Below are 26,041 nucleotides of genomic sequence, written 5' to 3'. Positions count from 1 at the left end.
TAAAGGTGGTTGGTCGGCGCGGTTTACCCGCGGGACTGCCGCACGGGCTCTTCTGCGACGGGGTCGTCCGCCTCGTCGACGGGGGCCTCCTCCGACACGGCGACGACCGGGCGCGCGCCACGGCGTCCGTAGCGCCACCAGAAGTACAGGTAGCACAGCCCCACGAACGGAACCCCGAAGTACAGGGCGGCGACCTGGTTCGGGTCGAACGCGATGGCCACCAGCGAGATCGACAGCAGCACGAACGCCAGGATGGGCAGCACCGGGTACAGCGGGGTGCGGTACGGCAGCGTCGTGATGTCGCCGCCTTCGCGCACGAACCGGCGGCGGTGGAAGAACTGCGACGCCACGATCGACATCCACACGGCGACCACGGCGAAACCCGCGATCGACACCAGCACCAGGTACACCGTCTGCGGCGCGATCACGCTGGAGATCAGCGAGACAAGGCCGAGCGCCAGACTGACAGTGAGGGCGACGAGCGGGATTCCTCGGCGGGTGAGGCGCTGCAGCACCCGCGGCGCGTGCCCTTCCTCCGCGAGGGAGAACAGCATCCGCGCGCACGAGAACAGGCCGCTGTTGCCGGCGGAGAGCAACGCGGTGATGATGACGAAGTTCATGATGTCGGCGGCGTAGGGGATGCCGACGTACTCGAACACGTCCACGAACGGGCTGCTGGTCAGCCCGGCATCCTCATAGGGGAGAAGCGCGGCGATGACGGTGATCGACCCCACGAACAGGATCAGCAGGCGCAAGACCGTCGAGCGGATCGCCTTGGGGATGTTCTTGCCCGGGTCCTTGGTCTCACCCGCGGCGACGCCGATCAGCTCCGAACCGCTGAACGCGTAGAAGACGGCGAGGGCGGTGACGACGACGCCGGCGACGCCGCCCGGGAACAAACCCTCCGGCGTGACGAAGTTGCTGAACAGCGGGGCAGCGGGGTGTTCGGTCGACAAGGGCGTGAAGCCGAAGATCGCCATGCCGCCGAGCACGATGAGCGCGACGATGGCGACCACCTTGATCAGCGAGAACCAGAACTCGGTCTCACCGAAGACCCTCGCCGAGATCGCGTTGATGGTGAACAGCGCCAACGCGAAGATCAGGCACCAGACCCATACGTCCACGCCGGGGAACCAGCGCTGCATCAGGATGCCGGATGCCGTGAACTCCGAGCCCAGGGCGACGACCCAGCACAGCCAGTACAGCCACGCGGTGGTGAAGCCGGTGGCGGGGCCGATGGACCGTGCCGCGTAGATGTGGAAGGCGCCTGAGACGGGATAGGCCAGCGCCAGTTCGCCGAGGCAGGCCATCACCAGCCAGACCACGAACGCACCGATCAGGTAGGCGATGATCGCACCCAGCGGGCCGGCCTGGCTGATGGTGTAGCCCGAACTCAAGAAGAGTCCGGAGCCGATCACACCGCCGAGGGCGATCATGATCAGGTGTCGCGCGTCCATGGAGCGCTGCAGTCGTCGCAGTGGCACCTGGGTCGCGGTGGTGTGGGGGAGGGCGTTCGGAAGCGCACTCTGGTCGGGCAGCGGGCTCATGACTTCTCGCATTCGAGTCGGGAGTCGGTGTTGGAATGTCGCCGTGCTACATCATCACAACCATGTGTCTATGATGCACGACGCGCGTGTCGGGCAGATTACGGGGCGCGGGGGTCGGTGCACAAGGCATCAGCGGGAATTAGCGGCGTGCAAGGGCGATTCGGGCAGACCTTCTCCGCGGTGGTCAGTTCGGCATCCTGTGCGAGCGATCCGTCAGGCGCGGACTGACGCGACCGCTGGGGATGCTGAGTCGAACCTCTTCCCGATTCTTTCAAGGAGCTCGACGTGGACCGTCATGACATTGCGCTGATCGGCTTCGGCGGCGTCAACCGTGCGCTGGCGCAGATCATCCTCGACCGTGGCGACGAACTCGCCGCTGACCTCGGCTTCGCCCTGCGTGTCGTGGCGATCACAGACCTCCGTCTGGGATCGCTCATGCAGGCCGAGGGCATCGACCTGGCCGACGTGTTCGCCATGCGCGACGGTGAGACCTTCGCCGGCCGGCCGGGGGGAACGGCGGCGCCGCAGAACGATTACGTGATCCGCAACAGCACGGCCGACATCGTGGTCGAAGCCACCTTCACCAACCCCATCGACGGGGAGCCGGGGATCTCGCACGTGCGTGCTGCGCTGGAGAGCGGGAAGAGCGTCACCACGACGAACAAGGGCCCGGTCGCGCTGGCCGGGCGCGAGCTGAACCGCCTCGCGGCTGCGAACGGCGTCACGTTCCAGTACGAGGGCTCGGTGGTCAGCGGCACGCCGATCCTGCGGTTCGCGTCCGAGACGCTTCAGGGGCTGCGCATCAACGCGGTCGAGGGCATCCTCAACGGCACCAGCAACTACGTGCTCGGTCAGATGGAGTCGGGCATGACGCTGGACGGCGCGGTGGCGGAGGCTCAGTCGCTCGGTTACGCGGAAGCTGATCCGACGGCCGATATCGAAGGCTCCGACGTGCAGCTGAAGGTCGTGATCCTCGCCAACGAGCTCCTCGGTGCCGACATCACCACGGCCGATGTGACCCGGCGGGGGATCTCCGAGGTCTCGGCCGCCGACATCATCGACGCGGCTGCGCAGGGCAAGCGTTACAAGCTGATCGGCTCGGCGTTCCGCAGCGCCGCCGGAACGGTCACCGCCAAGGTCGAGCCGGTGGCGCTGCCGCTGACGCACCCGCTCGCCAGCGTCACCGGACCCACGAACGCGGTGTCGTTCGACACCGATCTGCTCGGCACCGTGACCGTCTCCGGCCCCGGTGCGGGGCGCATCGAGACCGCCTACGCCCTGCTGTCGGACATCATCGCGATCGACGCGCACCAGCGGGCTCGCGTCGAGGCCGGCCGGTGAGCATTGTGGAGGGCACGCAGGCCATCACCTCCGGGTGCCCCGACTTGATCGTCACGAGCCCTTTCGACGGAGAGGTGATCGGTGCCGTCCCGCAGAACGGGCCGGCCCAGCTCGAGCAGATTCTGCAGCGTGCTCGTACCGGATTCCAGCTGTCGCGGTCGTTGTCGCGGTTCTCGCGGCACGAGATTCTCCAGCGAGCGTCTGCGCTGCTGTGCGAGCGAGCCGAGACCGCCGCCGACCTGATCGTGCGTGAGGCGGGAAAGACCGTCCGGCAGGCGCGGAAGGAGGTGTCTCGTGCGGTCATGACGCTCTCCCTGTCGGCCGACGCGGCCCGCTCCGATGCCGGAGAGGTCGTCCCTTTCGATGCGTTCCAGGGGTCCGAGAATCGCCGCGGGTGGTTCACCCGCGAGCCGCTCGGCATCATCGTCGCCATCACCCCCTACAACGACGCGTTGAACCTCGTCGCGCACAAGCTGGGGCCGGCCATCGCCGGCGGCAACGCCGTCGTGCTCAAGCCGTCGCAGCTGACCCCGCTGACCGCGCGGTTCCTCGTCGATCTGCTCATCGACGCGGGCCTGCCCGATGAGATCATCACCGTGGTGCACGGCGACCGTGAACTGGCGCAGGCGCTCACCTCGGCCCGCGAGGTGCGCATGGTCTCTTTCACCGGAGGGTTCGCGACAGGGGAGGCGATCGCCCGCAACGCCGGTCTGAAGAAGCTCGCGATGGAACTGGGCGGCAACGCTCCGGTCATCGTGTTCTCGGACGCCGACATTCCCGCCGCGGTCGAGGCATGTGTGTCGGGAGCGTTCTGGGCTGCCGGGCAGAACTGCGTGGGCGCGCAGCGCATCCTGGTGCAGAGCGAGGTGTATGAGGAGTTCCGCGACCGCTTCGCGGCGCAGACCATCGCTCTGAAGGCCGGCGACCCGCGAGATGACACCACCGATGTCGGCCCGATGATCTCCACCGCGTCCGCCGAGGCCGCTGAGCGGATCGTGGAGGATGCCGTCACGGCGGGCGCGCGCGTGCTCGCGGGCCACCGCCGGGAGGGGGGCGTGTACTGGCCCACCGTGGTCGAGGGAGTGCCGTTCTCGTGCGAGCTGTGGGCCGACGAGGCGTTCGCGCCGGTGGTCGTGCTGTCGCCGTTCGAGACCGAGGAGCAGGCGATCGCGCAGGCGAACGATGTCGACTACGCGCTGCACGCTGCCACCTTCACCCGCGACATCGCACGTGCGCTTCGCGTGTCGGAGCAGCTCGACGCCGGCGGCGTGATGATCAACGACTCCTCCGACTACCGCGTGGACAGCATGCCGTTCGGGGGCTCGAAGTACGGCAGCATGGGCCGCGAAGGCGTGCGATTCGCGTACGAGGAGATGACCCAGCCCAAGGTCGTCTGCATCAACACATGAACCGCCCCGAGACCCGACTCGAGCGCGATTCGCTCGGCGAGCTGGCGGTGCCTGCCGCCGCGTACTGGGGCATCCACACGGCCCGGGCCCTCGAGAACTTCACGATCAGCAGCACGCCGATCTCACAGCATCCCGATCTCATCGACGCGCTCGTCACGGTGAAGGATGCTGCTGCCGCCGCCAACCACGAGCTCGGGCTGCTGCCGGCAGGCGTGGCGGACGCCATCGCCGTCGCCTGCCGGAGGGTGCGCGACGGCGAGCTGCACGACCAGTTCTGTGTCGACGTGCTGCAAGGCGGCGCGGGCACCAGCACGAACATGAACGCCAATGAGGTGATCGCCAACGCCGCCCTGGAGCACCTGGGGCTGCCGCGCGGCCGCTACGACCTGGTTCACCCCATCGACGACGTGAACCGGAGCCAATCGACCAACGACGTCTACCCGACTGCGGTCAAGATCGCCGTGGCGAAAGGCCTGCTGCGGCTCATGCCGGCGCTGGAGGAGCTCGCTGCGGCGTTCGAGGAGCGAAGCGTCGCGTTCGGCTCGATCGTCAAGATCGGCCGTACCCAGCTGCAGGATGCCGTGCCGATGACGCTCGGCGACGAGTTCGCCGCGTTCGCCGTCGCCATCCGCGAAGACGTGGTGCGCATCGCCGACACGGTGCCGCTGCTGCTGGAGTGCAGCCTGGGCGGGACCGCCGTGGGAACCGGAGTGACCGCTCCGGCCGGCTATCGCGAGATCGCTCTGGAACGGCTCCGTGAGCGTTCCGGACTCCCGATGACCCCGGCGGCGCACCTGTTCGAGGCGAGCTGGGACGCCAGTGCCTTCCTGCAGTCGTCCGCGGTGCTCCGCCGCAGCGCGATCAAGCTGTCGAAGATCAGCAACGACCTACGGCTGCTCGCCAGCGGTCCGCAGGCGGGGCTGGGTGAGATCCGCCTGCCGGCGCGGCAAGCCGGGTCGTCGATCATGCCGGGCAAGGTGAACCCGGTGATCCCCGAGGTCATGAACCAGATCGCTTTCGCGATCATGGGCGCCGACGTGACGATCGGCGTCGCCGCCGAAAGCGGCCAGCTGCAGCTGAACGCCTTCGAGCCGATCATGGCGCACTCGCTCCTGCAGTCGCTGAGCTGGGTGACCAACGGCGTCTCGGCGCTGCGCCGATTCTGCGTGGAGGGCATCGAAGCCAACGACACCGTGCTCGAGCGCTACGTCGCTTCGTCCGTCGGCATGGTGACGGCCCTGGTGCCGTCCATCGGCTACGAGGCGGCCGCCCACGCGGCTCAGTACGCGCTTCGCACCGGCATCCCGATCGCCGACGCGGTGGCGCAGCACACGGAGCTCTCTCGAGAAGCTGCGGCAGCGCTCCTCGCGCACTGAGGCGCTGCCGCCCGGCAACCGGGCGGCAGCGTCACCGGCGATCGATCGCGCGCGACAGCGACACCGCGGTCACGGTGTCGGCCACGCCGGGAAGGGCCGCGATCTGCTCCCAGATGTGACCCACGCGATCCATCGAGTCGGCTTCCAACGTCACGAACAGGTCGTACGCTCCCGACAGCACGTCGCAGCGAGTGACCTCCGGGATGCCCCGCAATGCGGCGATCACCCGATCGTCCCGCATCCTGTCGACGCGATAGACCATGACCATCGCGGTCACGCGTGGCCGCGACGCGGTTCCCCTGATGACGCTGTAGCCGGCGATGACGCCGTCGCGCTCCATGCGCTCGATGCGCTGCCGCACCGCATTGCGCGACAGATGCACCTTGCCGGCCAGAGCGACCATCGGCATCCTCGCGTCCGCAGTCAAGGCTGCGAGCAGCTGCTGGTCGATGTCGTCCAGATGCGATGCGGCCATCATGCCTCCGTGCGTGATTGGCAATTGCAAGTGTCAATGTCACACAGTACCGTAGATCGGGATGCTGTCACAGATGGCTCCCCTTGATGGCACGTCTCTTCGCGGGAGAGTAAGGAACGAAATGTCGCAACGGCCGGACCGCCGACGGGCTGAGACCCTGTCAGACCTCACCCTCGCCGTGCACGGCGGCAATCGCCTCGACTCCACGAAGGCGCTGCGCACGCCGTTGGTGATGGCGAACTCCTACGAGCTGCCCGACGATCCGAGCGACATCAGCTGGTCCGCCTCCGCGCCAGGGCTGTACACCCGGAACACCGGCGTCAACCAGGCCGGCCTCCAAGACAAGCTCGCCGCTCTCGACGGCGGCGAAGACGCCGTGGCGCTCGCCTCCGGCGTCGCCGCCCTGCACGCCGTCTTCTTCACGCACGTCCGCGTCGGCGATCACGTCATCGTCAGCGACGTCACGTACGAGGCGACCTGGAGACTGTGGACCGAACTCCTGCCGAATCGATACGGCATCGAGGCGACGTTCGTCGACGTCGGCGACCTGGACGCACTGCGCACCGCCTTCCGCCCCAACACCCGACTCGTCTGCATCGAGGCGATCGCGAACCCCACCACCAAGGTGGCGGACGTCGGTGCGATCGCAGAGATCACGCATGGCGCCGGCGCGATCCTCATGGTGGACTCCACGTTCACTCCACCGCCCTTCTACCGCCCGCTCGCCGACGGCGCCGATCTCGTCGTGCATTCCCTGACGAAGTACATCAACGGTCACGGCGACGCCATGGGCGGCGCCGTCATCGGCTCGCGCGAACTCATCGAGCCGATCAAGGCCGACGCCATGGTCGATGTCGGGGGAGTGATCTCGCCTTTCAACGCCTGGCAGATTCACCGCGGTTCGGTGACCCTCCCGTTGCGCCTCCGGCAGCACCTGGCATCCGCGCTCGCCGTCGCGGAGTTCCTGGAGTGCGATCCGCGAGTGGAGTACGTCTACTACCCCGGCCTGCCGTCGCACCCCGAACACGACCTGGCGACGCGGCAATTCGGCGGTCGCGGGTACGGCGGGATGATCGCCTTCGCCGTGGCCGGCGATCCCGACACGCAGAATCGGTTCGTCGCCAACCTCCGGCTCATCACGTCGGGCTTCTCTCTCGGGCACGACGACTCACTGATCGTGCACACCGGAACCGAGGGCGGTCGCGTTGCCGCCTACCCGCTGCCCTTCCGCACGTTCGGTCATCTGCGTCTCTCGGTCGGCATCGAGGAGACCTCCGACCTGCTCGCAGATCTCGAGGCGGCCCTCGACGCGACGTTTCCGTCGTCGGGGTGCCTCGTCGAGCCTCGTGCCACAGACTCTGCCCTGACCCGATCGGGGAGGATGAGCAGGTGACGAACCCGACGGCACCTCGCGTGATCGTGCTCGACGGCGGACTCTCCAATGCGCTCGCCGAACGGGGTCATGATCTCACCGACGAGCTCTGGACTGCCCGACTGCTGCGCGACGCTCCGGGCGAGGTGGCCGCCGTACACCGCGCGTACTTCGACGCAGGCGCGCAGGTCGCCACGACCGCCAGCTATCAGGCGAGCGTCGCCGGGTTCGAGCGCGAGGGGATGACGAGCACCGAAGCGGAGGGCCTCATCACGCGGAGCGTGATGATCGCCCGCGAGGTGCGCGACGACGTCGCCGAGTCGACCGATGACGACGTCGTCCGTCTGGTGGCGGCATCCGTGGGTCCCTACGGTGCCGTGCTCGCCGACGGATCCGAGTACCGCGGCCGGTACGGGTTGAGCCGCGCAGCGCTTCGCGACTTCCACGCCCCGCGAATGGAACTGCTCGCGAGCGCGGGGCCTGACATGCTCGCCTTCGAGACGATCCCGGACCTCGACGAGGTCTCGGTGCTCCTGGAGCTCGCTGACGAGTTCGCGATCCCCGCCTGGTTGTCGTGCACGGTCTCCGGTGATCGACTTCGCGACGGCCGGCCGGCAGCCGAAGCCTTCGCCCTCGCCGCCGGCCATGATTGCATCGTGGCAGTCGGGGTGAACTGCTGCGCACCCGACGATGTGCTGCCGGCGGTGCGGGCGGCGACCGCCGCGAGCGGCAAACCCGCCATCGCCTACCCCAACTCGGGCGAGACATGGGACGGCGCAGCACGCCGATGGATCGGCGACCCGGAATTCGACCTCGCACTCACGACGGCGTGGGCCGAGGCGGGCGCACACGTCATCGGTGGATGCTGTCGCATCGGGCCGTCGACCATCGCCGCGATGGTGCGCGCACTGGGCTGACGATCCAGGGACGCGCACTCTGTCCATCGTGCGATCACGAGGTCCGACTGGGTCGGGTGAGGTGCGGTCGCTCCGCACTTGACCCATCGACTAACTCGCGTTAGTCTCGTCCCGCACGGAACTAACTCGGGTTAGTTCCCCTCTTGAGAGCAGATTCACATTCATGTCAAAGATGACTCGACGGCCAGTCACCATGAAGGACGTCGCTCTGCACGCCGGGGTATCGCGTACTGCTGTGTCGCTGGTCCTGAATGGTCGGCACTCGGTGTCATTGGCGGACGAGACGAGGGACCGGGTACTCGCGGCCGCTGCCGAACTCGGATATCGGCCGAACGCGGGGGCTCGCGCCCTCGCGCAGCAGCGCAGCGACTGGTACGGGCTGGTCACCGAGATCGTTACGGCGCCGTTCGCGGTCGACATCATCAAGGGCGCCCAGGATCGGGCGTTCGCCGACGAGAAGTACCTGCTCATCGCGTCCACGGAGTCGGATCGGGATGCCGAGACCGCCGCGATCGAGCGGCTCCTGGAGCAGCGCGTGGAAGGGCTGCTCTACGCGGCGACGTGGCACCGGGCGGTCGAGCTCCCGGAGATCGCACGCGAAGTGCCCACCGTTCTCGTCAACTGCTACGACGCGGAAGGACGATACCCCGCGATCGTCCCCGATGAGCGCGTCGGCGGTCGCCGCGCGACCGAGCGCCTCCTCGCAGCCGGACACCGGCGCATCGGGTTCGTGAACCTCGACCCCGATATCCCGGCAGCCGTCGGCCGTCGTGTCGGCTACCACGAAGTGCTCAGTGAGGCGGGGATCGCGCTCGACGAGAGCCTGGAGATCTCCGGACATGCGACCGCCGACGGCGGGTATGTCGCGGCATCCGCCCTGCTCGACCTCGCCGACCCGCCTACCGCGATCTTCTGCGCCAATGACCGGATGGCCATGGGCGCATACGACGCGATCAAGGAACGTGGTCTGCGCATTCCCCAAGACGTTGCCGTCATCGGGTTCGACAATCAGGAGCTCATCGCGGCGTACCTGAGGCCGGGCCTGACGACGGTCGCACTGCCCTTCGGACAGATGGGCGCCCAAGGCGTGGATCTCCTCGCCGCCATGATCGCGGGTCAGTCGACCGGCACGGGAACCGTGACGGTCGACTGCCCGCTCCTAGAACGCGCGTCGGTGTGACTGGACATCCCGTCCGACGCGCAGCCCCTTCGGCTTCAACGAAGAAGAAAGGAACACCCTCATCATGACAGTTCACCGCAAAGCGGTGCTGATCGCCGCCGCAATGGCGGCCACAGCAGCACTCGCACTCTCCGGCTGCAGCGCCGGCGGAGGCGAGTCCGCGGACTCGCTCGACGGCTCCCAGCTGCTGACCATCCCCCGTGAAGACATGGGGACGTTCGACCGCAACTTCAATCCGTTCGCGAACCCCGACTTCCCGATGACGCAGCAGGCGATCTTCGAGTCGATGCTCGTCTACAACCCGGCGGACGGTTCGACGACGCCGTGGCTGGCGACCGAGTGGGAAGTCGCGCCCGACAGCACCGGCATCACCTACCACCTGCGTGACGGCGTGAAGTGGTCCGACGGCGAGCCGTTCGTCGCCGACGACGTCGTGGTGTCGTTCGACCTGCAGCGCGAGGTGCGCGGCGGATTCGACTACATCGAGTCCGTGACCGCGGTGGACCCGCACACCGTGCAGTTCGACTTCAATCAGCCGTTCTCTCCCGCGCTGCTGGACATCGGCCAGCAGGTCATCGCACCCGCCCACGTCTGGGCCGACGTCGACGACCCGACCAAGTTCGCCAACGAGGAGCCCGTCGGCACTGGACCCTACACCGAGGTGACCAGCTTCCAGGCGCAGTCGTTCGACCTGGGCAAGAACCCGAACTACTGGCAGCCCGAGAAGCAGAAGATCGAAGGCATCCGGATGCTCGCATTCTCCGGCAACGACGGCGCGAACCTCGCCGCCGCGAACGGAGACGTGGACTGGGCTCCGCAGTTCATCCCCAACATCGACGAGGCCTATGTCGCGAAAGACCCCGACAACCGGTTCTTCTGGTTTCCGCCGACCGGATCGATGATCAACTGGCAGTTCAACACCACCAAGGCGCCGTTCGACGACGCGGACGTCCGCAAGGCGCTGTCCATGGCGGTCGACCGCGAGCAGGTCACCGAGATCGGCATGCAGGGATACACGCGCCCCGCTGACTGCACCGGCCTGACCGGCTCGTACGACTCGTGGCGCGACGAGGCCGTCGTCGAGTCGTGCACGTGGACCGCCCGTGACCTTGAGGGCGCCGGCGAACTGCTGGACGAGGCAGGCATCACCCTCGGCGAAGACGGCAAGCGCGTCCTCCCCGATGGCACACCGTTCGCGTTCGACTTCTCGGTGGGCTCGACCTCGAGCGACTGGGTGTCGGTCGGCAACGTCATCGCGCAGAACCTCGCGGAACTCGGCGTGACCGTCACCGTCGCAGCGAAGGACTGGGGCGACGTCGTCGCCGGCTACGAGAACGGCACGTTCGACTCCGGCATCGTGTGGAGCGCGAACGCCCCCACGCCGTACCAGTTCTACCGCGGTGCGATGTCGACCGAGACGGTCAAGCCGGTGGGCGAGCAGACGTTCGACAACTACCACCGCTACGGCAACCCGGAGGCCGACGCGCTGCTCGCGCAGTTCGCGGCGGCATCCGACGAGGCCGCGCAGCACGAGATCATGAGCCGGCTGCAGGCGCTGTTCGCCGACACCGCACCGGTCGCGCCGCTCTTCCCCGGCCCCGAGTGGGGGGCGGCGAGCAACGCACGGTTCACCGGGTGGCCGACCGAAGACGACCCCTACGCGACGCTCTCGACGCGCGCTCGGACGACGGTCCTGGTCCTCACCAGCCTCGAACCGGTCGTCGCGGACTGACACATCGCGTCGTCCTGCTGCGCCGCCGCCGCCGCGCGGCGCAGCAGGACGACCGTGGAGACACATCATGGGCTACATGCTGCGGCGCTTCGGGTTCTATCTCGTCGCGTTCTGGGTGTCGATCACCCTCAACTTCTTCCTTCCCCGCTTCATGCCGGGCGACCCCGTGTCGCGCATGGTCGCGCGGCTGCAGGGCCAGATCCGCCCCGACCAGATCGAAGCGCTGAGAGAGTCGTTCGGACTCAGCGACGCGCCGCTCTGGGAGCAGTATCTGCGCTACCTCGGCCAGATCTTCACCGGCAACCTGGGCTTCTCGATCTCGCGATTCCCGACGCCCGTCATCGACGTCATCTCCAGCGTCATCGGCTGGACATTCCTGCTCGGCTTCGTGTCGCTGATCATCGCCGTCGTCATCGGCAACGTGCTCGGGATCCTCGCCGCGTGGCGCCGCGGCGGCGTCCTCGACTCCTTCGTCCCGCCTCTGCTCATCTTCATCGGCTCGTTCCCCTACTTCTGGCTGGCGATGGGGCTGCTGTACCTCTTCGGTGTCACGCTCGGATGGTTCCCGCTGCGCCACGCGTACGAGGTGGGTACTGCGCCCGAGTTCTCGCTCGCCTTCGTCGGCGATGTCGCGTACCACCTGATCCTCCCCGCCACCTCGATCGTGCTCGTCTCGGTCGGCGGCTGGATGCTCGGCATGCGCAACACGATGATCGCCACCAACGCCGAGGACTACATCGTGATGGCCGAAGCCAAGGGTCTGCGGGCGAACCGCGTGATGATGCAGTACGCAGCCCGCAACGCCCTCCTCCCGTCGGTCACCGCATTCGGCATGTCCCTGGGGTTCGTCGTCGGCGGCGCGCTGCTCACGGAGGTCGTCTTCGCCTACCCGGGCATCGGCTACACCCTGCTCGCCGCGGTGCAGAACCTCGACTACCCGCTCATGCAGGGACTCTTCCTCACGATCACCACGGCCGTGCTGATCGCCAACTTCCTCGTCGACATCGTGTACGTGCGCCTCGATCCGCGCGTGCGCGTGAGCTGAACGGAGGGTTCGTGATGTCACTCGCGCAAGATCCCCGCGCCATGGCCGAGCTGGAGCTCGGCACCCCGCCCGGCCCGGACGGACAGGTCACCGCAGCACCGCCCCCGCGGCGCCGACGCGGCGGAGGCGGACTCCTGCGAGGCCTCCTCGGAAATGCCAAGGCCACCTCGGGTCTGGTCATCCTCATCCTCTTCGTCCTGATGGCCGTGTTCGCGCCGATCCTCGCCCCCGGCGATCCCACGCTCATCCAAGGCATCGGCTCGCAGCCTCCGTCGGCCGCGCACTGGCTGGGAACGACGGCCAAAGGGCAGGACGTGCTGGCGCTGAACGTATGGGGTTCGCGTTCGTCGCTGTTCGTCGGCTTCACGGTCGGCATCCTCGCGACGTTCGTCGGCCTCCTCGTCGGCCTCGCCTCGGCCTACCTCGGACGCACCCTCGACAACGTGCTGTCGCTCGTCACGAACGTGTTCCTCCTCCTTCCTGGACTTCCGCTGCTGGTGATCCTCGCCGCGTTCCTGCCGCAGGGCCTCGGCACCGTCATCCTGGTGCTCGTCATCACCGGCTGGGCGGGGTCGGCGCGTGTGCTGCGTTCGCAGGCCATGTCGATCCGCGGCAAGGACTTCGTCGCCGCCTCGCAGGTCACCGGTGAGGGGGGACTGCGCATCATGTTCCGCGAGATGCTGCCGAACATGGCCTCGATCGTGATGAGCACCTTCCTCGCCTGCGTGATCTTCGGCATCGGCGCTCAGGCCGGCCTGGAGTTCCTGGGCCTGGGCGACATCAGCACCGTCAGCTGGGGCACGAATCTCTATTGGGCGAGCAATGACGGCGCCCTGCTGACCGGGGCGTGGTGGGTCTTCGTCCCTCCCGGCGTGTGCATCGCCCTCGTCGCCTTCGCGCTCGCGCTCGTCAACTACGGCGTCGATGAGACGACCAACCCCCGCCTGCGGCGGCCGCGCCGTCGCACCACGCCCGACGCGCCCACGCGTGTCGCCCCCCGCACCGCGAAGGAGGCGGCGCGATGACTGCTCCGCTGCTCGAGATCCAGGACCTCTCCGTCGAGTACGTCACCGAGGCCCGCACCGTGCGCGCCGTCGATCGCGTGTCGTTCTCGATCGCGGAGCGGGAGGTGTTCGGCCTCGCGGGGGAGTCCGGTTGCGGCAAGTCGACGATCGCGAACGCCATCCTGCGGCTGCTGCGAGACCCCGCCGTCATCTCCGGCGGGTCGATCCGCTTCGCCGGCACCGACGTGCTGGCGCTGAACGCCGAGCAGCTCCGCGAGTTCCGCTGGCGCCAGGTGGCCATGGTCTTCCAGAGCGCCATGAACTCGCTGAACCCGGTGATGACCGTCGGCGACCAGATCGTCGACATCTTCACCACCCACGAGGGCGTATCGAAGAAGACCGCGATCGCGCGCGCCGGGGAGCTGCTCGATCTCGTGGGCATCCCGCGAGACCGACTGCGCTCGTACCCGCACCAGCTCTCGGGCGGGATGCGGCAACGTGTCGTCATCGCCATGGCAACGGCGCTCCGCCCGCCACTGCTCATCATGGACGAACCCACCACCGCGCTCGACGTCGTGGTGCAGCAGGAGATCATGGCGCAGATCAAAGACCTGCAGCGTGAGCTCGGCTTCGCCATCCTGTTCATCACCCACGACATGTCCCTGATGGTCGAGCTGTCCGACCGGATGGCGGTGATGTACGCGGGACGGTTCGTCGAGACCGCACGGTCCGAGGAGATCTTCGACACTCCGCAGCACCCCTACACCCGCGCCCTCATGAACGCCTTTCCGCCCATGTCCGGTCCTCGCAACCGTCTGCAGGGCCTCGGCGAAGGTGTGAGGTTCCGCGACATCCCCGATCTCGAACCGATCACGCCCACCCACTGGGTGGCGCCCAGCGACGACGACTCCCTGATCACGGAGACCATCTCATGACCGCACCCGAGACTCCCGTGCTCTCGACACGAGGGCTGCAGAAGACATTCACCATCGGCGGCGCATTCTCCCGCAAGCGGGTCCGCGCCCTCGGCGGCGTCGACCTCGACATCGCCCACGGTGAGGTCGTCGCGCTCGTCGGCGAGTCCGGCAGCGGAAAGTCCACACTCGCGCGCTGCATCGCCCGCCTCGAGCAGCCGTCGGCCGGCACCTTCCTCTTCGAGGGCGAAGACGTCCTCGCCACCTCCAAGCGGCGCGCGACCCGCGAGTACCGCTCAGCGGTGCAGATGATCTTCCAGGACCCCTTCGGGTCGCTGAATCCCGTCCACCGGATCGGTCACTTCCTCGAGCGTCCGCTGCGCATCCACGGTGCCGCATCGGGCCGTGCCGCGCTGGAACGCGCCAAGCGGCGGCTCATGGAGAAGGTCGGTCTTCCGGACGAGATGCTGGACCGCTACCCGCACGAACTCTCCGGCGGCCAGCGGCAGCGCATCGCGATCGCCCGCGCCCTCGCGGTGAACCCGCGGCTGATCCTCGCGGACGAACCCACGTCGATGCTCGATGTCTCGGTGCGGATCGGCGTGCTCAACCTCATGCGCACGCTCTGCGAGGAGCAGGGCATCTCGATGCTCTACATCACGCACGACCTCGCGTCGGCGCGGTATCTCGCCGATCGCATCGTCGTGATGTTCGCCGGCGAGTTCGTCGAGGGCGGAGACGCGATGGAACTCCTGGCGAACCCGCAACACCCGTACACGAGACTCCTGATCTCGGCAGTACCCGACCCCAAGCGCACGGAGCCGTTCGACCCCGTCCAGCGAGCTCGCCTCCGTCGCGAGGTGCTGACGCCGACCGAGTGCGCGCTGGCCCACACCGCCGCCGAGCCGTGCTCCGACGCGAAGCCGGTCTTCCATCGCGTCGGTGAGCAGCCCGAGCACTGGGTGCGGTGCGGGCTCTACGCCCCGCCCTCTGACGCCCCCGGGACCGCCCTGGAACTGCCCGACGACCTCGAAGAAAGCCCTGCCGCATGACCGCGACATCCACTTCCACGCTCGTCCCGGCAGAGCTGATCGCGCGCGCCGCCGACGATCCTCATCGTCCGGCCTACCATTTCACTGCCCCGGCTGGATGGTTGAACGATCCCAACGGCCTGACCCAGCGAAACGGCGAGTACCACCTCTTCTACCAGTTCAACCCGTACGCCCCGCTGCACCACCGCATCCACTGGGGTCACGCGGTCAGCACCGACCTGGTGCACTGGCGCGATCTGCCGATCGCGCTGACCCCGAGCGACGGACCCGACGTCGACGGATGCTGGTCCGGCGTGCTGGTGTACGACGGCGACACCCCGACGATCGTGTATTCCGGCCGCCACGGTGACCGGGAGCTGCCGTGCGTGGCGATCGGCACCCCCGACCTCGTCGAGTGGACGAAGGTCGCCGAGAACCCCGTGATCTCAACAACACCCGCCGGCATCGACGTCACGGCATTTCGCGACCACTGCGTATGGCGCGAAGGCGAGACATGGCGGCAACTGATCGGCTCAGGCATCCGGAGCCGGGGAGGAACGGCGTTCCTGTACGAATCCACCGACCTGCGCGAGTGGACCTACATCGGGCCGCTGCTGGTCGGCGACAGCACGGTAGGCGATGCGGGCGCTCCCGACTGGACCGGCACCATGTGGGAGTGCGTGGACCTGTTCCGGATCGGCGAGGAGAATGCCGCCCACCGCGACATCCTCGTGTTCTCCGCATGGGACGAGGGTGTCACCCACCACCCGCTGTACTGGTCCGGTCGGTACGAGGGCGACCGGTTCACGCCCGCCGCGCTGCATCGGCTCGATCTGGGCGGACGCTACTTCTATGCCCCGCAGTCGATGCGGGGCGAGTCGGGAAGGCGCCTCCTCTTCGGCTGGCTGCAAGAGGGACGACCCGACAAGGCCGCCGTTGAGGCAGGGTGGTCGGGCATCATGTCGCTGCCGCGCGTGGTGACGGCCGCGCCGGACGGTTCCCTCCACCAGGCACCGGCCCCCGAAGTCGACGCGCTCCGTGACGAACAGGTGGCGTCCGTCTCGTCGGTGCTGGGTGCCGAGCCGGTGGAGGTCGTCCGTGGGGATGAGCTCGACCTCGAGCTGCGACTCACGATCCCCGACGACCGGGCGGTCACGATCGCCCTGCGCGCCACCGACGACGACGCCGAGCGCACGGTCCTGCACCTGCAGCGTCGCGGCGACCAGGCCGAGCTGAGCCTCGACCGCTCGCGGTCGAGCCTGGACCCCGAAGTCGACGCCGGCCCGCGTGCGGGTACGGTGCCGGTGGATGCCGACGGCGGTCTGGACCTTCGAATCCTCGTCGACCACTCCGCGCTCGAGGTGTTCGCGGGCGGAGTCCCGCTGACGGCGCGCGTGTACCCGACCCGCCCGGACGCCCTCGGGATCCGGCTGTCCGGGGACGACGTCCCGGTGCAACTGCGCGCCTGGTCCATGCGAACGGTCGCCAGGAACGCGGCGGCCACCCCATGAGCATCGCCCCTGGGCCGCCCACGAGGCGGACCACGCGCCGAGTTTCAACTCAGTGTGCCCGATAGCTGGAACAACGACCCCCAGCGGCCCGTCTTCGTCGACGGCGAGTATCACTGCTGCTTCCTCCGTGGGGGCAATGCGCTCGTGATCGGCGAGGCGCTCGTCGACGCGACTGCGATGCGACGGTTGGACGCGACGGCGGGAGTCGAACCCGCAACGCACCCGGGTATGAGCCGGTGCCCGGGACCGCCCGGATCGCCGCGATGAACCCCACGGTAATCGCCGTGGGCACGGATCGCTCGTCGGTGTCAGAGCGTGTCCGGCGATGACGAGATGTGACACCACTCCACAACTGACAAGAATCCGGCCCCGCCTGCATCCGAACTCCTCCTCCTGCCGGAACAACTCTTCATACACGCGGCGACCGGCCGCTCAAAGAAGGAGGAAGACCGTGCGAAAGAAGGTTCTCGCGGCGATCGCCGTCGGCATTGCCGCCGCGCTCAGCGTGGGCGTCCCCGCGAACGCATCCACCGCAAGCAACGCCGTGCTCTCTGTCCTGCACGGCATCCCCGACACGCCCGTCGACGTCTACGTCAACGGTGCGCTCACCCTCGACGACTTCCAGCCGGGTGACCTGGCGGGTCCGCTGGATCTGCCCGCCGGCGCCTACGAGGTCGCGCTCACGGCACCCGACGCCACCGACGCCGGCTCGCCCGTGCTCGGCCCCGTCACGCTCACGCTCGAGGCCGGCAAGAACTACACGGCGGTCGCCCACCTCGGCGCATCCGGCTCGCCGACGGTGACTCCGTACGTCAACGACACGTCGCCCACGGCGGCGGGGGAGGGACGCCTCACCGTGCGCCACGTCGCGGCTGCGCCCGCCGTCGATGTGCTCGCCGGTGGATCGGCTGTCATCCAGGGGCTCGCGAACCCCGATGAGGCATCGCTGGACCTGCCCGCCGGAACGATCGAGGCTTCGGTGGCCGCGGCCGGCACCACCGATCCCGTGATCGGACCGGCGCCTGTCGAAGTTCAGGAGGGCGTGCTCACGATCGCCTACGCGTGGGGCAGCCTCGAGGACGAGAACCTCGAGCTCGCTGTGCAGACGATCACGGGCCTGCACTCGGCACCGGACGGTGTGAACTCCGGGACGGGCGGCCAGCTCGCACAGCGCGACATGTTCCAGCAGTGGATGTGGGCGATCGGCGGCCTCGCGGTCGCGGCGGCGGTGGCGGCGTCCGCTCTCGTCGTCGCGCGCAGCCGGGCGCAGCGCTGAAGGGTCACAACATGGCTAGGGCGATCGCAGGAGTCGGAGCATCTCTTGCGATCGTCCTCGCGCTGACGGCGTGCGGCTCGCCCCCAGGAGCCGCCCCGTCGGCGTCGGCACCCTCTGCGACGGCGACGGCGACGGCGACGGCCGACCCGACGCCCGCCGTCGAGGTGCCGGTCGCGGCGGCCACCCCGTCTCCGGCCCGGCGGCCCGTGCCGCCGGTGAGGGTGGTCGCCGCCTCGATCGACGTCGACGTGCCGGTGGTGCCGGTCGGCGTGGAGGCCGGAGGCTTCATGGAATTGCCGGCCGACCCCGCGATCGGCGGGTGGTACCGGTTCGGCGCCGACCCCGCGGCATCCGACGGCAATGTCGTGATCTCGGCCCACGTCGATTCTCCGGCGTACCCGATCGGCCCGTTCAGCCGGCTGCGCGACCTCCCCATCGGGGACGTCGTCGAGGTGACGGATGCTGCGGGCGACATGCGCAAGTACGCCGTCGAGAGCGTCACTTACTACCCGAAGGCCGAGCTGCCGGTCGACGACCTGTTCGCACGCTCGGGCGCACGCAGCCTGGTGCTGATCACGTGCGGCGGCGAATTCGACTCCCGCACGGGCCGTTACGCGGATAACGTGGTCGCAATCGCGACCCCGATCACGTGAGCCGGCGATGGCGCCGGACGAGACGAGGGGAACCAGCGTGGACGACGAGGAAGAGCGCGAGCTGTGCGGCCGTTTCGCCGCCGGTGACGAGCGCGCCCTCGAGCAGATCTACCGACGATGGTCGCCGATCGTGTTCACACTCGCGCTGCGGGTGCTCGGCGACAGGGGGGATGCCGAGGACGTGGCGCAGAAGACCTTCGTCTCGGCATGGACCTCGCGGGCCTCGTACGACCCGGCCAAGGGTCGGCTCTCGACGTGGCTCGTCACGATCACCCGGCGCCGCATCGCCGACACCCTCGATGCGCGCCGCCGCGTGCGTGAGCTGCAGGAGAAGCTGCAGCGCTTCGCCGTCACCGATGAGCCGCTGTCGTCCGAGATCGATCTCGGAGACCGGATGCTGCTCGCCGACGAGATCGACCGCCTCGAGCCCGATGCGCAGCGCGTGGTGCGGCTGGCGTTCTACGACGACCTCACCCACCAGCAGATCGCGACTCGCCTCGACATGCCGCTGGGTACCGTGAAGAGTCACATCCGCCGAAGTCTCACCCGCCTGCGTGACCGATTGGAGGTGTCTCATGTCACACCTTGACCCCGAGCGTCTTGCGCTGGTCGCGGTCGGCGAAACGCTGACGGATGCCGAGCAGGAGCACCTCGCGACGTGCGACGTCTGCTCGATCGAGCTGGCCGAACTCGAGCACACCGTGGCGGTCGGCCGGTCCACCGTGACCCTGGGCGAGCTCGAGACGCCGCCCGAGCGGGTGTGGGACCGCATCCTCGATGAGGTCCGGTCGCAGCAGTCGGCGGCATCCGATGCGGGCGTCGCCGCTCCTGCCGCCTCCGCGCCGCCTGCCGCCCCGCCGCCGGCGGCCTCTGCGCCCGCGGGCGCGCCATCCCTCGCAGACGAACAGCCGAAGCGCCGCGTACGGCGAGGCGGACGGATGCTGTTCGCCCTGGCGGCGAGCATCGCCGCCGTCCTGGCGATCGTGGGCGTATGGAGCTTCGTCAGGGCGCCGCAGTCGGTCGAGATCGCGTCGGCGACCCTGGCCGCGTTCCCCGATCACCCCGGCGCCGCCGGCACCGCGCAGGTGATCGAGCTCTCGGACGGGGAGCGCACGCTGACCGTGAACGTCGAGGACTTCGACGAGAGCGACGGGTTCCGCGAGGTCTGGCTGATCACCGCGGACGCCTCGGCACTGGTGAGTCTCGGCGAGCTCGACGGGAAGAAGGGGACGTTCGTGGTTCCGGCCGACGTCGATCTGCGCGAATACGTGCTCGTCGATGTCTCGCAGGAGCCCCTCGATGGAGATCCCACCCACTCCGGCGACTCGATCGTGCGCGGGCCGCTCGAGTTCAGCTGACCCGGTGCCCCTCGGCGGGGCGCCGGGGTGGGGTGCGCGCCGTGGGTGCGCGCGCGAATCCGGAGCGAAACTTCCGGCCGCTGCATCCGTAGCCGAGTCTTCGGGCGAATACCTCTACGGCACCCTTCGTTCGGACGGTGCCGGGAATCGCATCGAAGGAGATCGGAACCATGAAGAAGTCTCGCCTGGCCGTTGCGGCGGTCGCCGCCCTGGCTCTCGTGTTCACGTCCACGCCCGCGCAGGCTCACGGCGGCTCCGCCCCCGCCGGCACGATCGTGGATGTCGCCGTCGCCGCGTCCGGCGGTGGCGCCCCCGACGCCAACCCGTGGGACTACGACATCCTCGTTCAAGCGGTGCTGGCCACGGGCCTCAACGGCGCGCTCGCCGATACGAGCCAGACCTACACGGTGTTCGCGCCGAACGACCGCGCGTTCCTGCGCCTCGTGACCGACCTCACGGGCACGGCGCCGGCCAGCGAGGCTGACGCGCTGGCCGCCATCACGTCGACGTTCACCACCGAGCAGATCTCGAACATCCTGCTGTACCACGTCGTCGCGGGTGAGAAGCTCGGCCCGGTGAAGGTCCTGACGGCGCGGTCTCTCACCATGGCCAACGGCGGCGTCGTCAACCCCCGCGGAATCAACCTGCGCGATGAGACTCCTGCCCTCAGCGACCCGCGGCTGGTGTTCTGGGCGATCAACATCCCCGCGACCAACGGCGTGATCCACACGATCGATCGCGTTCTCGTTCCGGCCTCCTGACGGCGGACGGCGGGCCGTGGTGGACCTCGATCGACGCAGGGGAGGCCACCACGGTCGCGCCGCCGAGACCGGCTGCGACGCGGCATCCGTTCAATGTCCCTCGTGGCTGATGACGGGAAGCACGGTGCCGTCGACGTTCAGGAGTGCCGCGCCCTGGCAGGCGCCGAGCGCGGGCACCACCACGACGGTGACCAGCGCCGCCGCAGCGACCAAGCCCCACAGGCTCGACCGCGGGGACGGATGCCTCGTCCCTCGCACGATCCCGCAGGCGGCGGCGACGCCGAGCGCCAGCAGGAGGGCCACCGCGAGGATGCTCGCGCGCCCCGGCGCGGTCGCGAGCAGCGCAACGGCGACGCCCATGCCGACGAAGAGTCCGGAGACGGCCACTCGAGGGAGCGGGGTGCGGTCGAGCCAGAGGCCCGCTGCACCCCATCCGAGTGCCCCCAGTCCCACCCCGACCGAGAGTCCTCCGAGGACCCGGGACAGCGCGTCGGCCTGCACCGCCACGATCGCGGCCGCGCCGAGCGCGACCGCGACGAGCCCGAACCCCCACGCGGCGACCGGCACCCACGACGGCGCGCGGCTGACGCGCTCCGCCGTGGGTTCCCCCGTCGCCGCGATCATGCGGTCGCGACGCGCGATGTCCGCTCGGCGGCCAGGCCGACGCCGAGCAGCACGATGGCGCTCGCGAGGTGCAGGAAGTGGTCGGGCGCGTTGAGCGCGAGGATGTTCGCCGGCGTGCCGACGAGGAAGAAGCCCACGACACCCAGCAGCAGGTACGCGGCGCCGACCGTGACGTTCACGATCTTGGCGGGGCGCGCACCGGCGATACCGGCGATCAGCAGCGCCGCTCCGATGAGCAGGTGCGCGACGTTGTGCAGCGGGTTGACCTCGAAGATCCCCAGGAGCAGCCCACCCTCGGTCGCGATGAAGCTGATGGGACCGGTGACGAAGAACCCGAGAAGCCCGACGAGGAGGTAGACGGCGCCGAAGACCGTGGCGACGATGCGGTTCGGTGACGAGCCCATGAGAGACCTCTCTTTCCCGCGGCGATCTGCCGCGCTGTGAAAGGTCTTCGGGGCGGGTGCGGAATCGGATGGGATGCTGCGGCTGCATCCATGACCGCCCATCCGCCGGAATACATCCTCGAGGCTCGATGACGAGCCTCACGGGATCGGCAGGAGGGGATCGCGATGCGAGCACCGACGGAGGCATTCACTTACCGCTACACCCACTACGGGGACGCAGACGTGCTCAAGCGTCATCAGTACCCGATGCCGGCTCCGGGGCCGGGCGAGGTGCTGGTCGAGGTGATCTCGACGGCGATCAACCATATGGACGCCTTCCTGCGCAACGGCAAGGAGGACACCTGGCACGACGACCCGTGGCCGCGGTCGTCCGGCAGCGACTTCGCGGGGATCGTCCGTGGCTGCGGCCCGGGCGTGACCACGTACCGGGTCGGCGCCGACGTCGTCGGACACACCCGCACCGGCGCTCACGCGAGCCACATCGTCGTGCCTGCAGACCAGCTCGTGGCCAAGCACGGCGCGATCGAGTGGGAGGTCGCCGGTGGTCTGTTCCTCGCTGGGGCCACCGCCTTGGAGACCCTCGACGACCTTCGGATCGGCCCCTCGGACACCGTCGTCATCTCCGCAGCGGCGGGAGGTGTCGGCAGCATCGAGGCGCAGGTGGCGAAGTACCGCGGCGCCCGGGTGATCGGCACGTGCGGGGAGCGCAACTTCGACTACCTGCGGCAGCTGGGCATCACGCCTGTGAGGTACGGCGAGGGGATGGCGGAGCGGATCCGGCGTGCCGCGGGCGCACCGGTCACCGCGTACATCGACAACTTCGGCAAGGACGGGCGGGAGGTCGCGGAGGCCCTCGATGTTCCTCCCGAGCGCTATCGCTCGAGCGCCGACAGGCGCCAGATCGAGCTGCGGCTGCTCCGCGACGACGCCGAGTCCGTCTCGCATGCGACGCAGGTGCTGCAGCGCGTGGTGGACCTCGCCGGCGCAGGCGCGTTCCGCCTCCTCGTCTCGGGCCTGTACCCCATCGAGGACATCGTGGACGCCTTCGACGACCTGGCCAAGCTGCATGCGCGCGGGAAGATCGTGCTGGCCACCCGTCCGGTCACGCGGGCGCGCACACTGCGAGCCCGGGAGGTGTTCGAGCGGATGCCCTGACGCGGGCTCCTCATGGCGCCGACCGAGCGGGGGACTCAGACGATCTCAGGACCGCCTGAGTCCGCCCGCGCGAGGGGTGGGCTCAGCCCGCCATGACTCGGGCGTGAAGAGCCTGCACCGCGTAGCGCGCCGACCAGAATGCGCCGTGCTGCCAAGCGGAGATCTCCGACATCCAGTCACCCGCGAAGTACACGTTGCCGGCGCCGGTCTGGAGCTTCTTGAAGCCCGCGGAGCTCGTGTTGGGGAACGCCCACGCCCCCTCGATGTAGGGCACTCTGTGCCACGCGATCGAGAAGGACTGCTCGAGCTCGGTGCGGTACTTCTCCCCGTGGATCTTCACACCCTGCGCCACCGCACGGGCCTCGCGGTCGCGTGGGCTCAGCGTCGCGTAGGTGCGAGCGGCGTTGCCGGTGTTGTAGTAGCCGACGACGAGACCCTTCTTCTCGCCGTATCCGTACGACGGGTACCAGACGTGCTGCAGGTCCATGTCCGTCTCGGTGATCCCGCCGTAGATGCGGTGGTCGTTCTCCCACCACCGCGAGCGGTACTGCAGGCCGATCTTGCCCGCCGGCGACGCGGCCGAGAACTCGCCGAGCGCAGAGTCGATCTCGGATCCCCAGTTCGACTTCCACTTGCGCATGAGGTGCGCCGGCGCGCTCACGATCGCGAAGTCCGCGTCGATGACCCGCGCCGGGCCGTTCGGCGGCTGGTACGTCACAGACACCCCGGACGCCGTGTTCTCGATGCCGCTGACCGGGGACTGGAGGAGCACGTTCTGCTTGCCTATCGCCTTGACGAAGTAGTCGTAGATCGAGTCCATGCCTCCCTTCGGCTGGAACATCAGCATCGCCTGCTCCCAGTTGATCTCGAACGGGAAGTAGTTGCCCATCCTCGTGCCGAGAACCTCCGAGATCGTGCCAGGGCCGGGCAGGGGAGTCCCGTGCTCGTTCCAGGCCGAAGGGTAGACGGAGTAGCCGCGGTTGGAACCGCCTTTGTAGGTGCCGTCAGCCTGGAGAGAGCCCCAGCGGGTGAGGAAGTCACGCAGCCGCTCCTTGTCGGCCGCCGTGATCTTCTGGTCGAGTGCACCCTGATCGGTGGCATGCCGGAGGAGCTCGGAGGTGTAGCCGAACCAGTCGGCCTTGGCCGTGCGGTAGCGGGTCGGATTTCCCGGAGTCGAGCCGGAGTTCTCGTTGTAGAGGTAGGCGTCGGCGTTCGCGTTGGTGAAGACCTCGAAAGGCACGCCGAGCTCGCGGATGTAGTCCATGGTGACCATCCACTGCGCGATGCGTCCCGCGCCGGCATTCATGTAGATGCCGTTGTCCCAGTTCGCCGTCTGCGTATTGCCGTCGAGGTCGGTCTCTTTGTCGCCCGGCCGCAGGGTGAGGGTCCGCCCACCCGCACGGTGGCGCGCCTCGAGAACCGTGACCTTGTAGCCCGCCTTCTGGAGTTCGTACGCGGAGGCGAGGCCCGCAGGGCCGCCGCCCACGATGACGACCTTCTTCGAAGAGCGCCCCGTCAGGGAGAAATCGCTTCCGCTGGGCGGCGTCCACGCCATCTGGGCGGCCTGGGCCTCGGTCGGCGCGAGGCCGAGCGCTCCCATCGTCGCCAAGAGCACGCCGGCGCTGGAGCCTGCACCCACGGCGTGCAGAAAGCTGCGGCGGGAGACGCCGGCCGTTTTCAGAGTTTCCACGTATTGCCCTCTCGATCTCGCGCACCGCCCCGCGACGACAGCCGCCCTGCGAGGCATGATCAGCGCTTCATGTGCACCCGTGGGCAATATGTCACTCCGGTGAATCGCGGCCATTTCCTCGCGTTGCCGCGATGTAAACGCCGCTGGTTCCGGCATGTCACCACGCCGCTCGAATTTCTCACTTCGTGTCACCTTGGGGACTTTCCGATGACATCCACGGGAAACAAGTGAATGCGAGGCTTCAGCGCCATGACGCAGGCGCCGGCACGGCTGGTTCCTTGCCTGGAAACCCGAGGAGACGACCCCCATGAAGACCCGCACCAAGCTCGTACTCGCAGTGGCCATCACCGCGGGGATCGCCGTCCCCAGCACTGCGGTGGCCGCCGACGGGCTGTTCAGCCCGAAGCCGACGGAGGCCTTCACCTTCGTCACCGGTGAGACTCCGTCGATCGCCGACGGCGTGGCGATCGGCAAGAATGTCGCGTGGTACAAGTCCTCGGGTCTCGGGCCCTCCGCTCTCAACACCGCTCCCGGAGTGTCGGCCGAGGCCCGCTACATCCCTGCTGACGTGTTCCCTGGCGGTGTGCTGCCCGCGGGTGTCACGATCACCGAGGCGCAGTCGATCAACGTCCTGATGAGGATCGGCGAGAACCTGAAGAAGGCGGGCCTGTCGTATGAGGACGTGACCTCGATGCGCGTGTTCCTCCAGAACCCCGCCGGCGAGCAGGCGGCGGACTTCGCCGGCTGGAACCGCGGCTACCGTCAGTTCTTCGCGAACACGAACCTGTCCACCGGGCAGCCCCTGCAGGTTCAGCTGGGCACCGCGGCCGGTGCGCCGAAGGTCGTGAACCCTGCGCGTCCGTCCCGGTTCACGATCGAGGTCGAGAACCTGCCCGTGAACGGATGGCTGGTCGAAGTGGAGGTCGACGCCGTCTATTCCGAGTGAACGCACGGCGTGCATTCGCCGAAGGGCCGCCGAGCTCGGTCAGTTCTCCGGCAGGCGGCCCGCAATCGCGACTTCGCGGTCCGTCACTAGGACCGCGTGGATGCGGCGCTGCTCTGGCGCACGGTGATCGCGAGCTTTCCGCAGCTGAGCGAAGAGCTCGAACGCGTCGCCCGGCACGGTCGGTAAGGTCGCGGTCGCGGCGGCCAGGACGACCGCGTCGCCCACGGCACTCACGAGGTTGGGCGACTGGATCGTCGCCAGCAGAGCCGCTCACCGACGACCTCTCTGTGTAGCGTGAGAGCACTGCGGAGAGGGGGACC

At 68.5% G+C, this 26,041-nt stretch carries 25 protein-coding genes and 1 tRNA gene; 19 read left to right on the top strand and 7 right to left on the bottom strand.

Annotated elements, in window-relative coordinates; all coding sequences use genetic code 11:
• Positions 1-23: 23 nt before the first annotated feature.
• Positions 24-1,547, bottom strand: a complete 1,524-nt coding sequence (locus Q9R33_RS02515) for an amino acid permease (RefSeq protein ID WP_056370999.1) — start codon at positions 1,545-1,547, stop codon at positions 24-26.
• A gap of 285 nt (positions 1,548-1,832) precedes the next feature.
• Here Q9R33_RS02515 and Q9R33_RS02510 point away from each other — a divergent pair, with 285 nt between their 5' ends.
• The 3 genes from Q9R33_RS02510 to Q9R33_RS02500 are packed head-to-tail and all read left to right on the top strand — an operon-like array spanning position 1,833 to position 5,673.
• Positions 1,833-2,888: a homoserine dehydrogenase gene (locus Q9R33_RS02510; protein ID WP_056370997.1), complete on the top strand. Its 1,056-nt coding sequence runs from the start codon at positions 1,833-1,835 to the stop codon at positions 2,886-2,888.
• Positions 2,885-4,297, top strand: a complete 1,413-nt coding sequence (locus Q9R33_RS02505) for an aldehyde dehydrogenase family protein (protein ID WP_311292754.1) — start codon at positions 2,885-2,887, stop codon at positions 4,295-4,297. Before Q9R33_RS02510 ends, Q9R33_RS02505 begins: the two co-directional genes overlap by 4 nt.
• Positions 4,294-5,673: an aspartate ammonia-lyase gene (locus Q9R33_RS02500; RefSeq protein WP_311292753.1), complete on the top strand. Its 1,380-nt coding sequence runs from the start codon at positions 4,294-4,296 to the stop codon at positions 5,671-5,673. The genes Q9R33_RS02505 and Q9R33_RS02500 overlap by 4 nt, the downstream gene beginning before the upstream one ends.
• A gap of 31 nt (positions 5,674-5,704) precedes the next feature.
• Here Q9R33_RS02500 and Q9R33_RS02495 read toward each other — a convergent pair whose 3' ends face one another.
• Positions 5,705-6,148, bottom strand: a complete 444-nt coding sequence (locus Q9R33_RS02495; RefSeq protein ID WP_056371586.1) for an Lrp/AsnC family transcriptional regulator — start codon at positions 6,146-6,148, stop codon at positions 5,705-5,707.
• A gap of 121 nt (positions 6,149-6,269) precedes the next feature.
• On the opposite strand from Q9R33_RS02495, the gene Q9R33_RS02490 reads away from it, so the two are divergent.
• The 9 genes from Q9R33_RS02490 (at position 6,270) to Q9R33_RS02450 (ending at position 16,854) form a co-directional block, all read left to right on the top strand.
• Positions 6,270-7,541: an aminotransferase class V-fold PLP-dependent enzyme gene (locus tag Q9R33_RS02490; RefSeq protein ID WP_311292752.1), complete on the top strand. Its 1,272-nt coding sequence runs from the start codon at positions 6,270-6,272 to the stop codon at positions 7,539-7,541.
• Complete coding sequence (gene mmuM, locus Q9R33_RS02485) at positions 7,538-8,437, top strand: homocysteine S-methyltransferase (RefSeq protein ID WP_311292751.1); 900 nt, start codon at positions 7,538-7,540, stop codon at positions 8,435-8,437. Before Q9R33_RS02490 ends, mmuM begins: the two co-directional genes overlap by 4 nt.
• A gap of 163 nt (positions 8,438-8,600) precedes the next feature.
• Complete coding sequence (locus tag Q9R33_RS02480) at positions 8,601-9,617, top strand: LacI family DNA-binding transcriptional regulator (RefSeq protein ID WP_311292750.1); 1,017 nt, start codon at positions 8,601-8,603, stop codon at positions 9,615-9,617.
• A gap of 64 nt (positions 9,618-9,681) precedes the next feature.
• Positions 9,682-11,349 carry an ABC transporter substrate-binding protein gene (locus Q9R33_RS02475; RefSeq protein ID WP_311292749.1) on the top strand — a complete coding sequence of 556 codons (1,668 nt, stop codon included), beginning with the start codon at positions 9,682-9,684 and terminating at the stop codon, positions 11,347-11,349.
• A gap of 67 nt (positions 11,350-11,416) precedes the next feature.
• Positions 11,417-12,394: an ABC transporter permease gene (locus Q9R33_RS02470; protein WP_311292748.1), complete on the top strand. Its 978-nt coding sequence runs from the start codon at positions 11,417-11,419 to the stop codon at positions 12,392-12,394.
• 41 nt (positions 12,395-12,435) lie between these two features.
• Complete coding sequence (locus Q9R33_RS02465; protein ID WP_056371583.1) at positions 12,436-13,419, top strand: ABC transporter permease; 984 nt, start codon at positions 12,436-12,438, stop codon at positions 13,417-13,419.
• Positions 13,416-14,333: an ABC transporter ATP-binding protein gene (locus Q9R33_RS02460; protein WP_056370987.1), complete on the top strand. Its 918-nt coding sequence runs from the start codon at positions 13,416-13,418 to the stop codon at positions 14,331-14,333. Before Q9R33_RS02465 ends, Q9R33_RS02460 begins: the two co-directional genes overlap by 4 nt.
• Positions 14,330-15,364: an ABC transporter ATP-binding protein gene (locus Q9R33_RS02455; RefSeq protein WP_056370983.1), complete on the top strand. Its 1,035-nt coding sequence runs from the start codon at positions 14,330-14,332 to the stop codon at positions 15,362-15,364. The genes Q9R33_RS02460 and Q9R33_RS02455 overlap by 4 nt, the downstream gene beginning before the upstream one ends.
• A complete protein-coding gene (locus Q9R33_RS02450; RefSeq protein ID WP_311292747.1) occupies positions 15,361-16,854 on the top strand; it encodes a glycoside hydrolase family 32 protein in 1,494 nt (497 codons plus the stop codon). The genes Q9R33_RS02455 and Q9R33_RS02450 overlap by 4 nt, the downstream gene beginning before the upstream one ends.
• Before the next feature lie 187 nt (positions 16,855-17,041).
• Here the strand turns inward: Q9R33_RS02450 and Q9R33_RS02445 are convergent.
• Positions 17,042-17,117, bottom strand: a tRNA-Met gene (locus Q9R33_RS02445).
• 188 nt (positions 17,118-17,305) lie between these two features.
• Here Q9R33_RS02445 and Q9R33_RS02440 point away from each other — a divergent pair.
• From Q9R33_RS02440 to Q9R33_RS02420, 5 genes are all read left to right on the top strand, one after another.
• The gene (locus tag Q9R33_RS02440) at positions 17,306-18,130 is read left to right on the top strand and encodes a DUF4397 domain-containing protein (RefSeq protein WP_311292746.1); all 825 of its coding nucleotides are present in this window, start codon (positions 17,306-17,308) and stop codon (positions 18,128-18,130) included.
• Positions 18,131-18,141: 11 nt separating this feature from the next.
• Positions 18,142-18,783: a class F sortase gene (locus Q9R33_RS02435; RefSeq protein WP_311292745.1), complete on the top strand. Its 642-nt coding sequence runs from the start codon at positions 18,142-18,144 to the stop codon at positions 18,781-18,783.
• Between the two features lie 37 nt (positions 18,784-18,820).
• Entirely contained in the window at positions 18,821-19,372 is a 552-nt protein-coding gene (locus tag Q9R33_RS02430; RefSeq protein WP_311292744.1) for a sigma-70 family RNA polymerase sigma factor, read from the top strand.
• A complete protein-coding gene (locus Q9R33_RS02425; protein WP_311292743.1) occupies positions 19,359-20,141 on the top strand; it encodes an anti-sigma factor in 783 nt (260 codons plus the stop codon). The genes Q9R33_RS02430 and Q9R33_RS02425 overlap by 14 nt, the downstream gene beginning before the upstream one ends.
• 170 nt (positions 20,142-20,311) lie before the next feature.
• Complete coding sequence (locus Q9R33_RS02420; RefSeq protein WP_310247396.1) at positions 20,312-20,902, top strand: fasciclin domain-containing protein; 591 nt, start codon at positions 20,312-20,314, stop codon at positions 20,900-20,902.
• A 90-nt stretch (positions 20,903-20,992) separates the two neighbouring features.
• On the opposite strand, the gene Q9R33_RS02415 is transcribed toward Q9R33_RS02420, so the two are convergent.
• A complete protein-coding gene (locus Q9R33_RS02415) occupies positions 20,993-21,526 on the bottom strand; it encodes a hypothetical protein (protein WP_311292742.1) in 534 nt (177 codons plus the stop codon).
• Positions 21,523-21,930: a DUF4383 domain-containing protein gene (locus Q9R33_RS02410; RefSeq protein ID WP_056370937.1), complete on the bottom strand. Its 408-nt coding sequence runs from the start codon at positions 21,928-21,930 to the stop codon at positions 21,523-21,525. Before Q9R33_RS02410 ends, Q9R33_RS02415 begins: the two co-directional genes overlap by 4 nt.
• A gap of 165 nt (positions 21,931-22,095) precedes the next feature.
• Between Q9R33_RS02410 and Q9R33_RS02405 the strand changes: the two genes are divergently transcribed.
• Positions 22,096-23,085 (top strand): NADP-dependent oxidoreductase, encoded by a 990-nt coding sequence (locus Q9R33_RS02405; RefSeq protein ID WP_311292741.1) that lies wholly within the window; start codon positions 22,096-22,098, stop codon positions 23,083-23,085.
• 82 nt (positions 23,086-23,167) lie between these two features.
• On the opposite strand, the gene Q9R33_RS02400 is transcribed toward Q9R33_RS02405, so the two are convergent.
• Entirely contained in the window at positions 23,168-24,775 is a 1,608-nt protein-coding gene (locus tag Q9R33_RS02400; RefSeq protein ID WP_056370933.1) for an FAD-dependent oxidoreductase, read from the bottom strand.
• Positions 24,776-25,082: 307 nt separating this feature from the next.
• Here Q9R33_RS02400 and Q9R33_RS02395 point away from each other — a divergent pair, with 307 nt between their 5' ends.
• Positions 25,083-25,721 carry a Rid family hydrolase gene (locus tag Q9R33_RS02395; protein WP_311292740.1) on the top strand — a complete coding sequence of 213 codons (639 nt, stop codon included), beginning with the start codon at positions 25,083-25,085 and terminating at the stop codon, positions 25,719-25,721.
• 39 nt (positions 25,722-25,760) lie between these two features.
• Here the strand turns inward: Q9R33_RS02395 and Q9R33_RS02390 are convergent, their stop codons facing one another.
• Entirely contained in the window at positions 25,761-25,946 is a 186-nt protein-coding gene (locus Q9R33_RS02390; protein WP_311292739.1) for a hypothetical protein, read from the bottom strand.
• Positions 25,947-26,041: the final 95 nt, after the last annotated feature.

This window comes from Microbacterium sp. PRC9 (genome assembly GCF_031844125.1).
Lineage (GTDB): Bacteria > Actinomycetota > Actinomycetes > Actinomycetales > Microbacteriaceae > Microbacterium.
This window is presented reverse-complemented; position numbering and strand designations above follow the sequence as displayed.

Coding starts and splice junctions, on each gene's coding strand:
- Q9R33_RS02480 (WP_311292750.1), top strand. CDS start 8,601: ATGTCAAAGATGACTCGACGGCCAGTCACCATGAAGGACGTCGCTCTG.
- Q9R33_RS02450 (WP_311292747.1), top strand. CDS start 15,361: ATGACCGCGACATCCACTTCCACGCTCGTCCCGGCAGAGCTGATCGCG.
- Q9R33_RS02425 (WP_311292743.1), top strand. CDS start 19,359: ATGTCACACCTTGACCCCGAGCGTCTTGCGCTGGTCGCGGTCGGCGAA.
- Q9R33_RS02410 (WP_056370937.1), bottom strand. CDS start 21,930: ATGGGCTCGTCACCGAACCGCATCGTCGCCACGGTCTTCGGCGCCGTC.
- Q9R33_RS02475 (WP_311292749.1), top strand. CDS start 9,682: ATGACAGTTCACCGCAAAGCGGTGCTGATCGCCGCCGCAATGGCGGCC.
- Q9R33_RS02460 (WP_056370987.1), top strand. CDS start 13,416: ATGACTGCTCCGCTGCTCGAGATCCAGGACCTCTCCGTCGAGTACGTC.
- Q9R33_RS02515 (WP_056370999.1), bottom strand. CDS start 1,547: ATGAGCCCGCTGCCCGACCAGAGTGCGCTTCCGAACGCCCTCCCCCAC.
- Q9R33_RS02470 (WP_311292748.1), top strand. CDS start 11,417: ATGGGCTACATGCTGCGGCGCTTCGGGTTCTATCTCGTCGCGTTCTGG.
- Q9R33_RS02455 (WP_056370983.1), top strand. CDS start 14,330: ATGACCGCACCCGAGACTCCCGTGCTCTCGACACGAGGGCTGCAGAAG.
- Q9R33_RS02490 (WP_311292752.1), top strand. CDS start 6,270: ATGTCGCAACGGCCGGACCGCCGACGGGCTGAGACCCTGTCAGACCTC.
- Q9R33_RS02415 (WP_311292742.1), bottom strand. CDS start 21,526: ATGATCGCGGCGACGGGGGAACCCACGGCGGAGCGCGTCAGCCGCGCG.
- Q9R33_RS02435 (WP_311292745.1), top strand. CDS start 18,142: ATGGCTAGGGCGATCGCAGGAGTCGGAGCATCTCTTGCGATCGTCCTC.
- Q9R33_RS02500 (WP_311292753.1), top strand. CDS start 4,294: ATGAACCGCCCCGAGACCCGACTCGAGCGCGATTCGCTCGGCGAGCTG.
- Q9R33_RS02465 (WP_056371583.1), top strand. CDS start 12,436: ATGGCCGAGCTGGAGCTCGGCACCCCGCCCGGCCCGGACGGACAGGTC.
- Q9R33_RS02395 (WP_311292740.1), top strand. CDS start 25,083: ATGAAGACCCGCACCAAGCTCGTACTCGCAGTGGCCATCACCGCGGGG.
- Q9R33_RS02420 (WP_310247396.1), top strand. CDS start 20,312: ATGAAGAAGTCTCGCCTGGCCGTTGCGGCGGTCGCCGCCCTGGCTCTC.
- Q9R33_RS02495 (WP_056371586.1), bottom strand. CDS start 6,148: ATGGCCGCATCGCATCTGGACGACATCGACCAGCAGCTGCTCGCAGCC.
- Q9R33_RS02405 (WP_311292741.1), top strand. CDS start 22,096: ATGCGAGCACCGACGGAGGCATTCACTTACCGCTACACCCACTACGGG.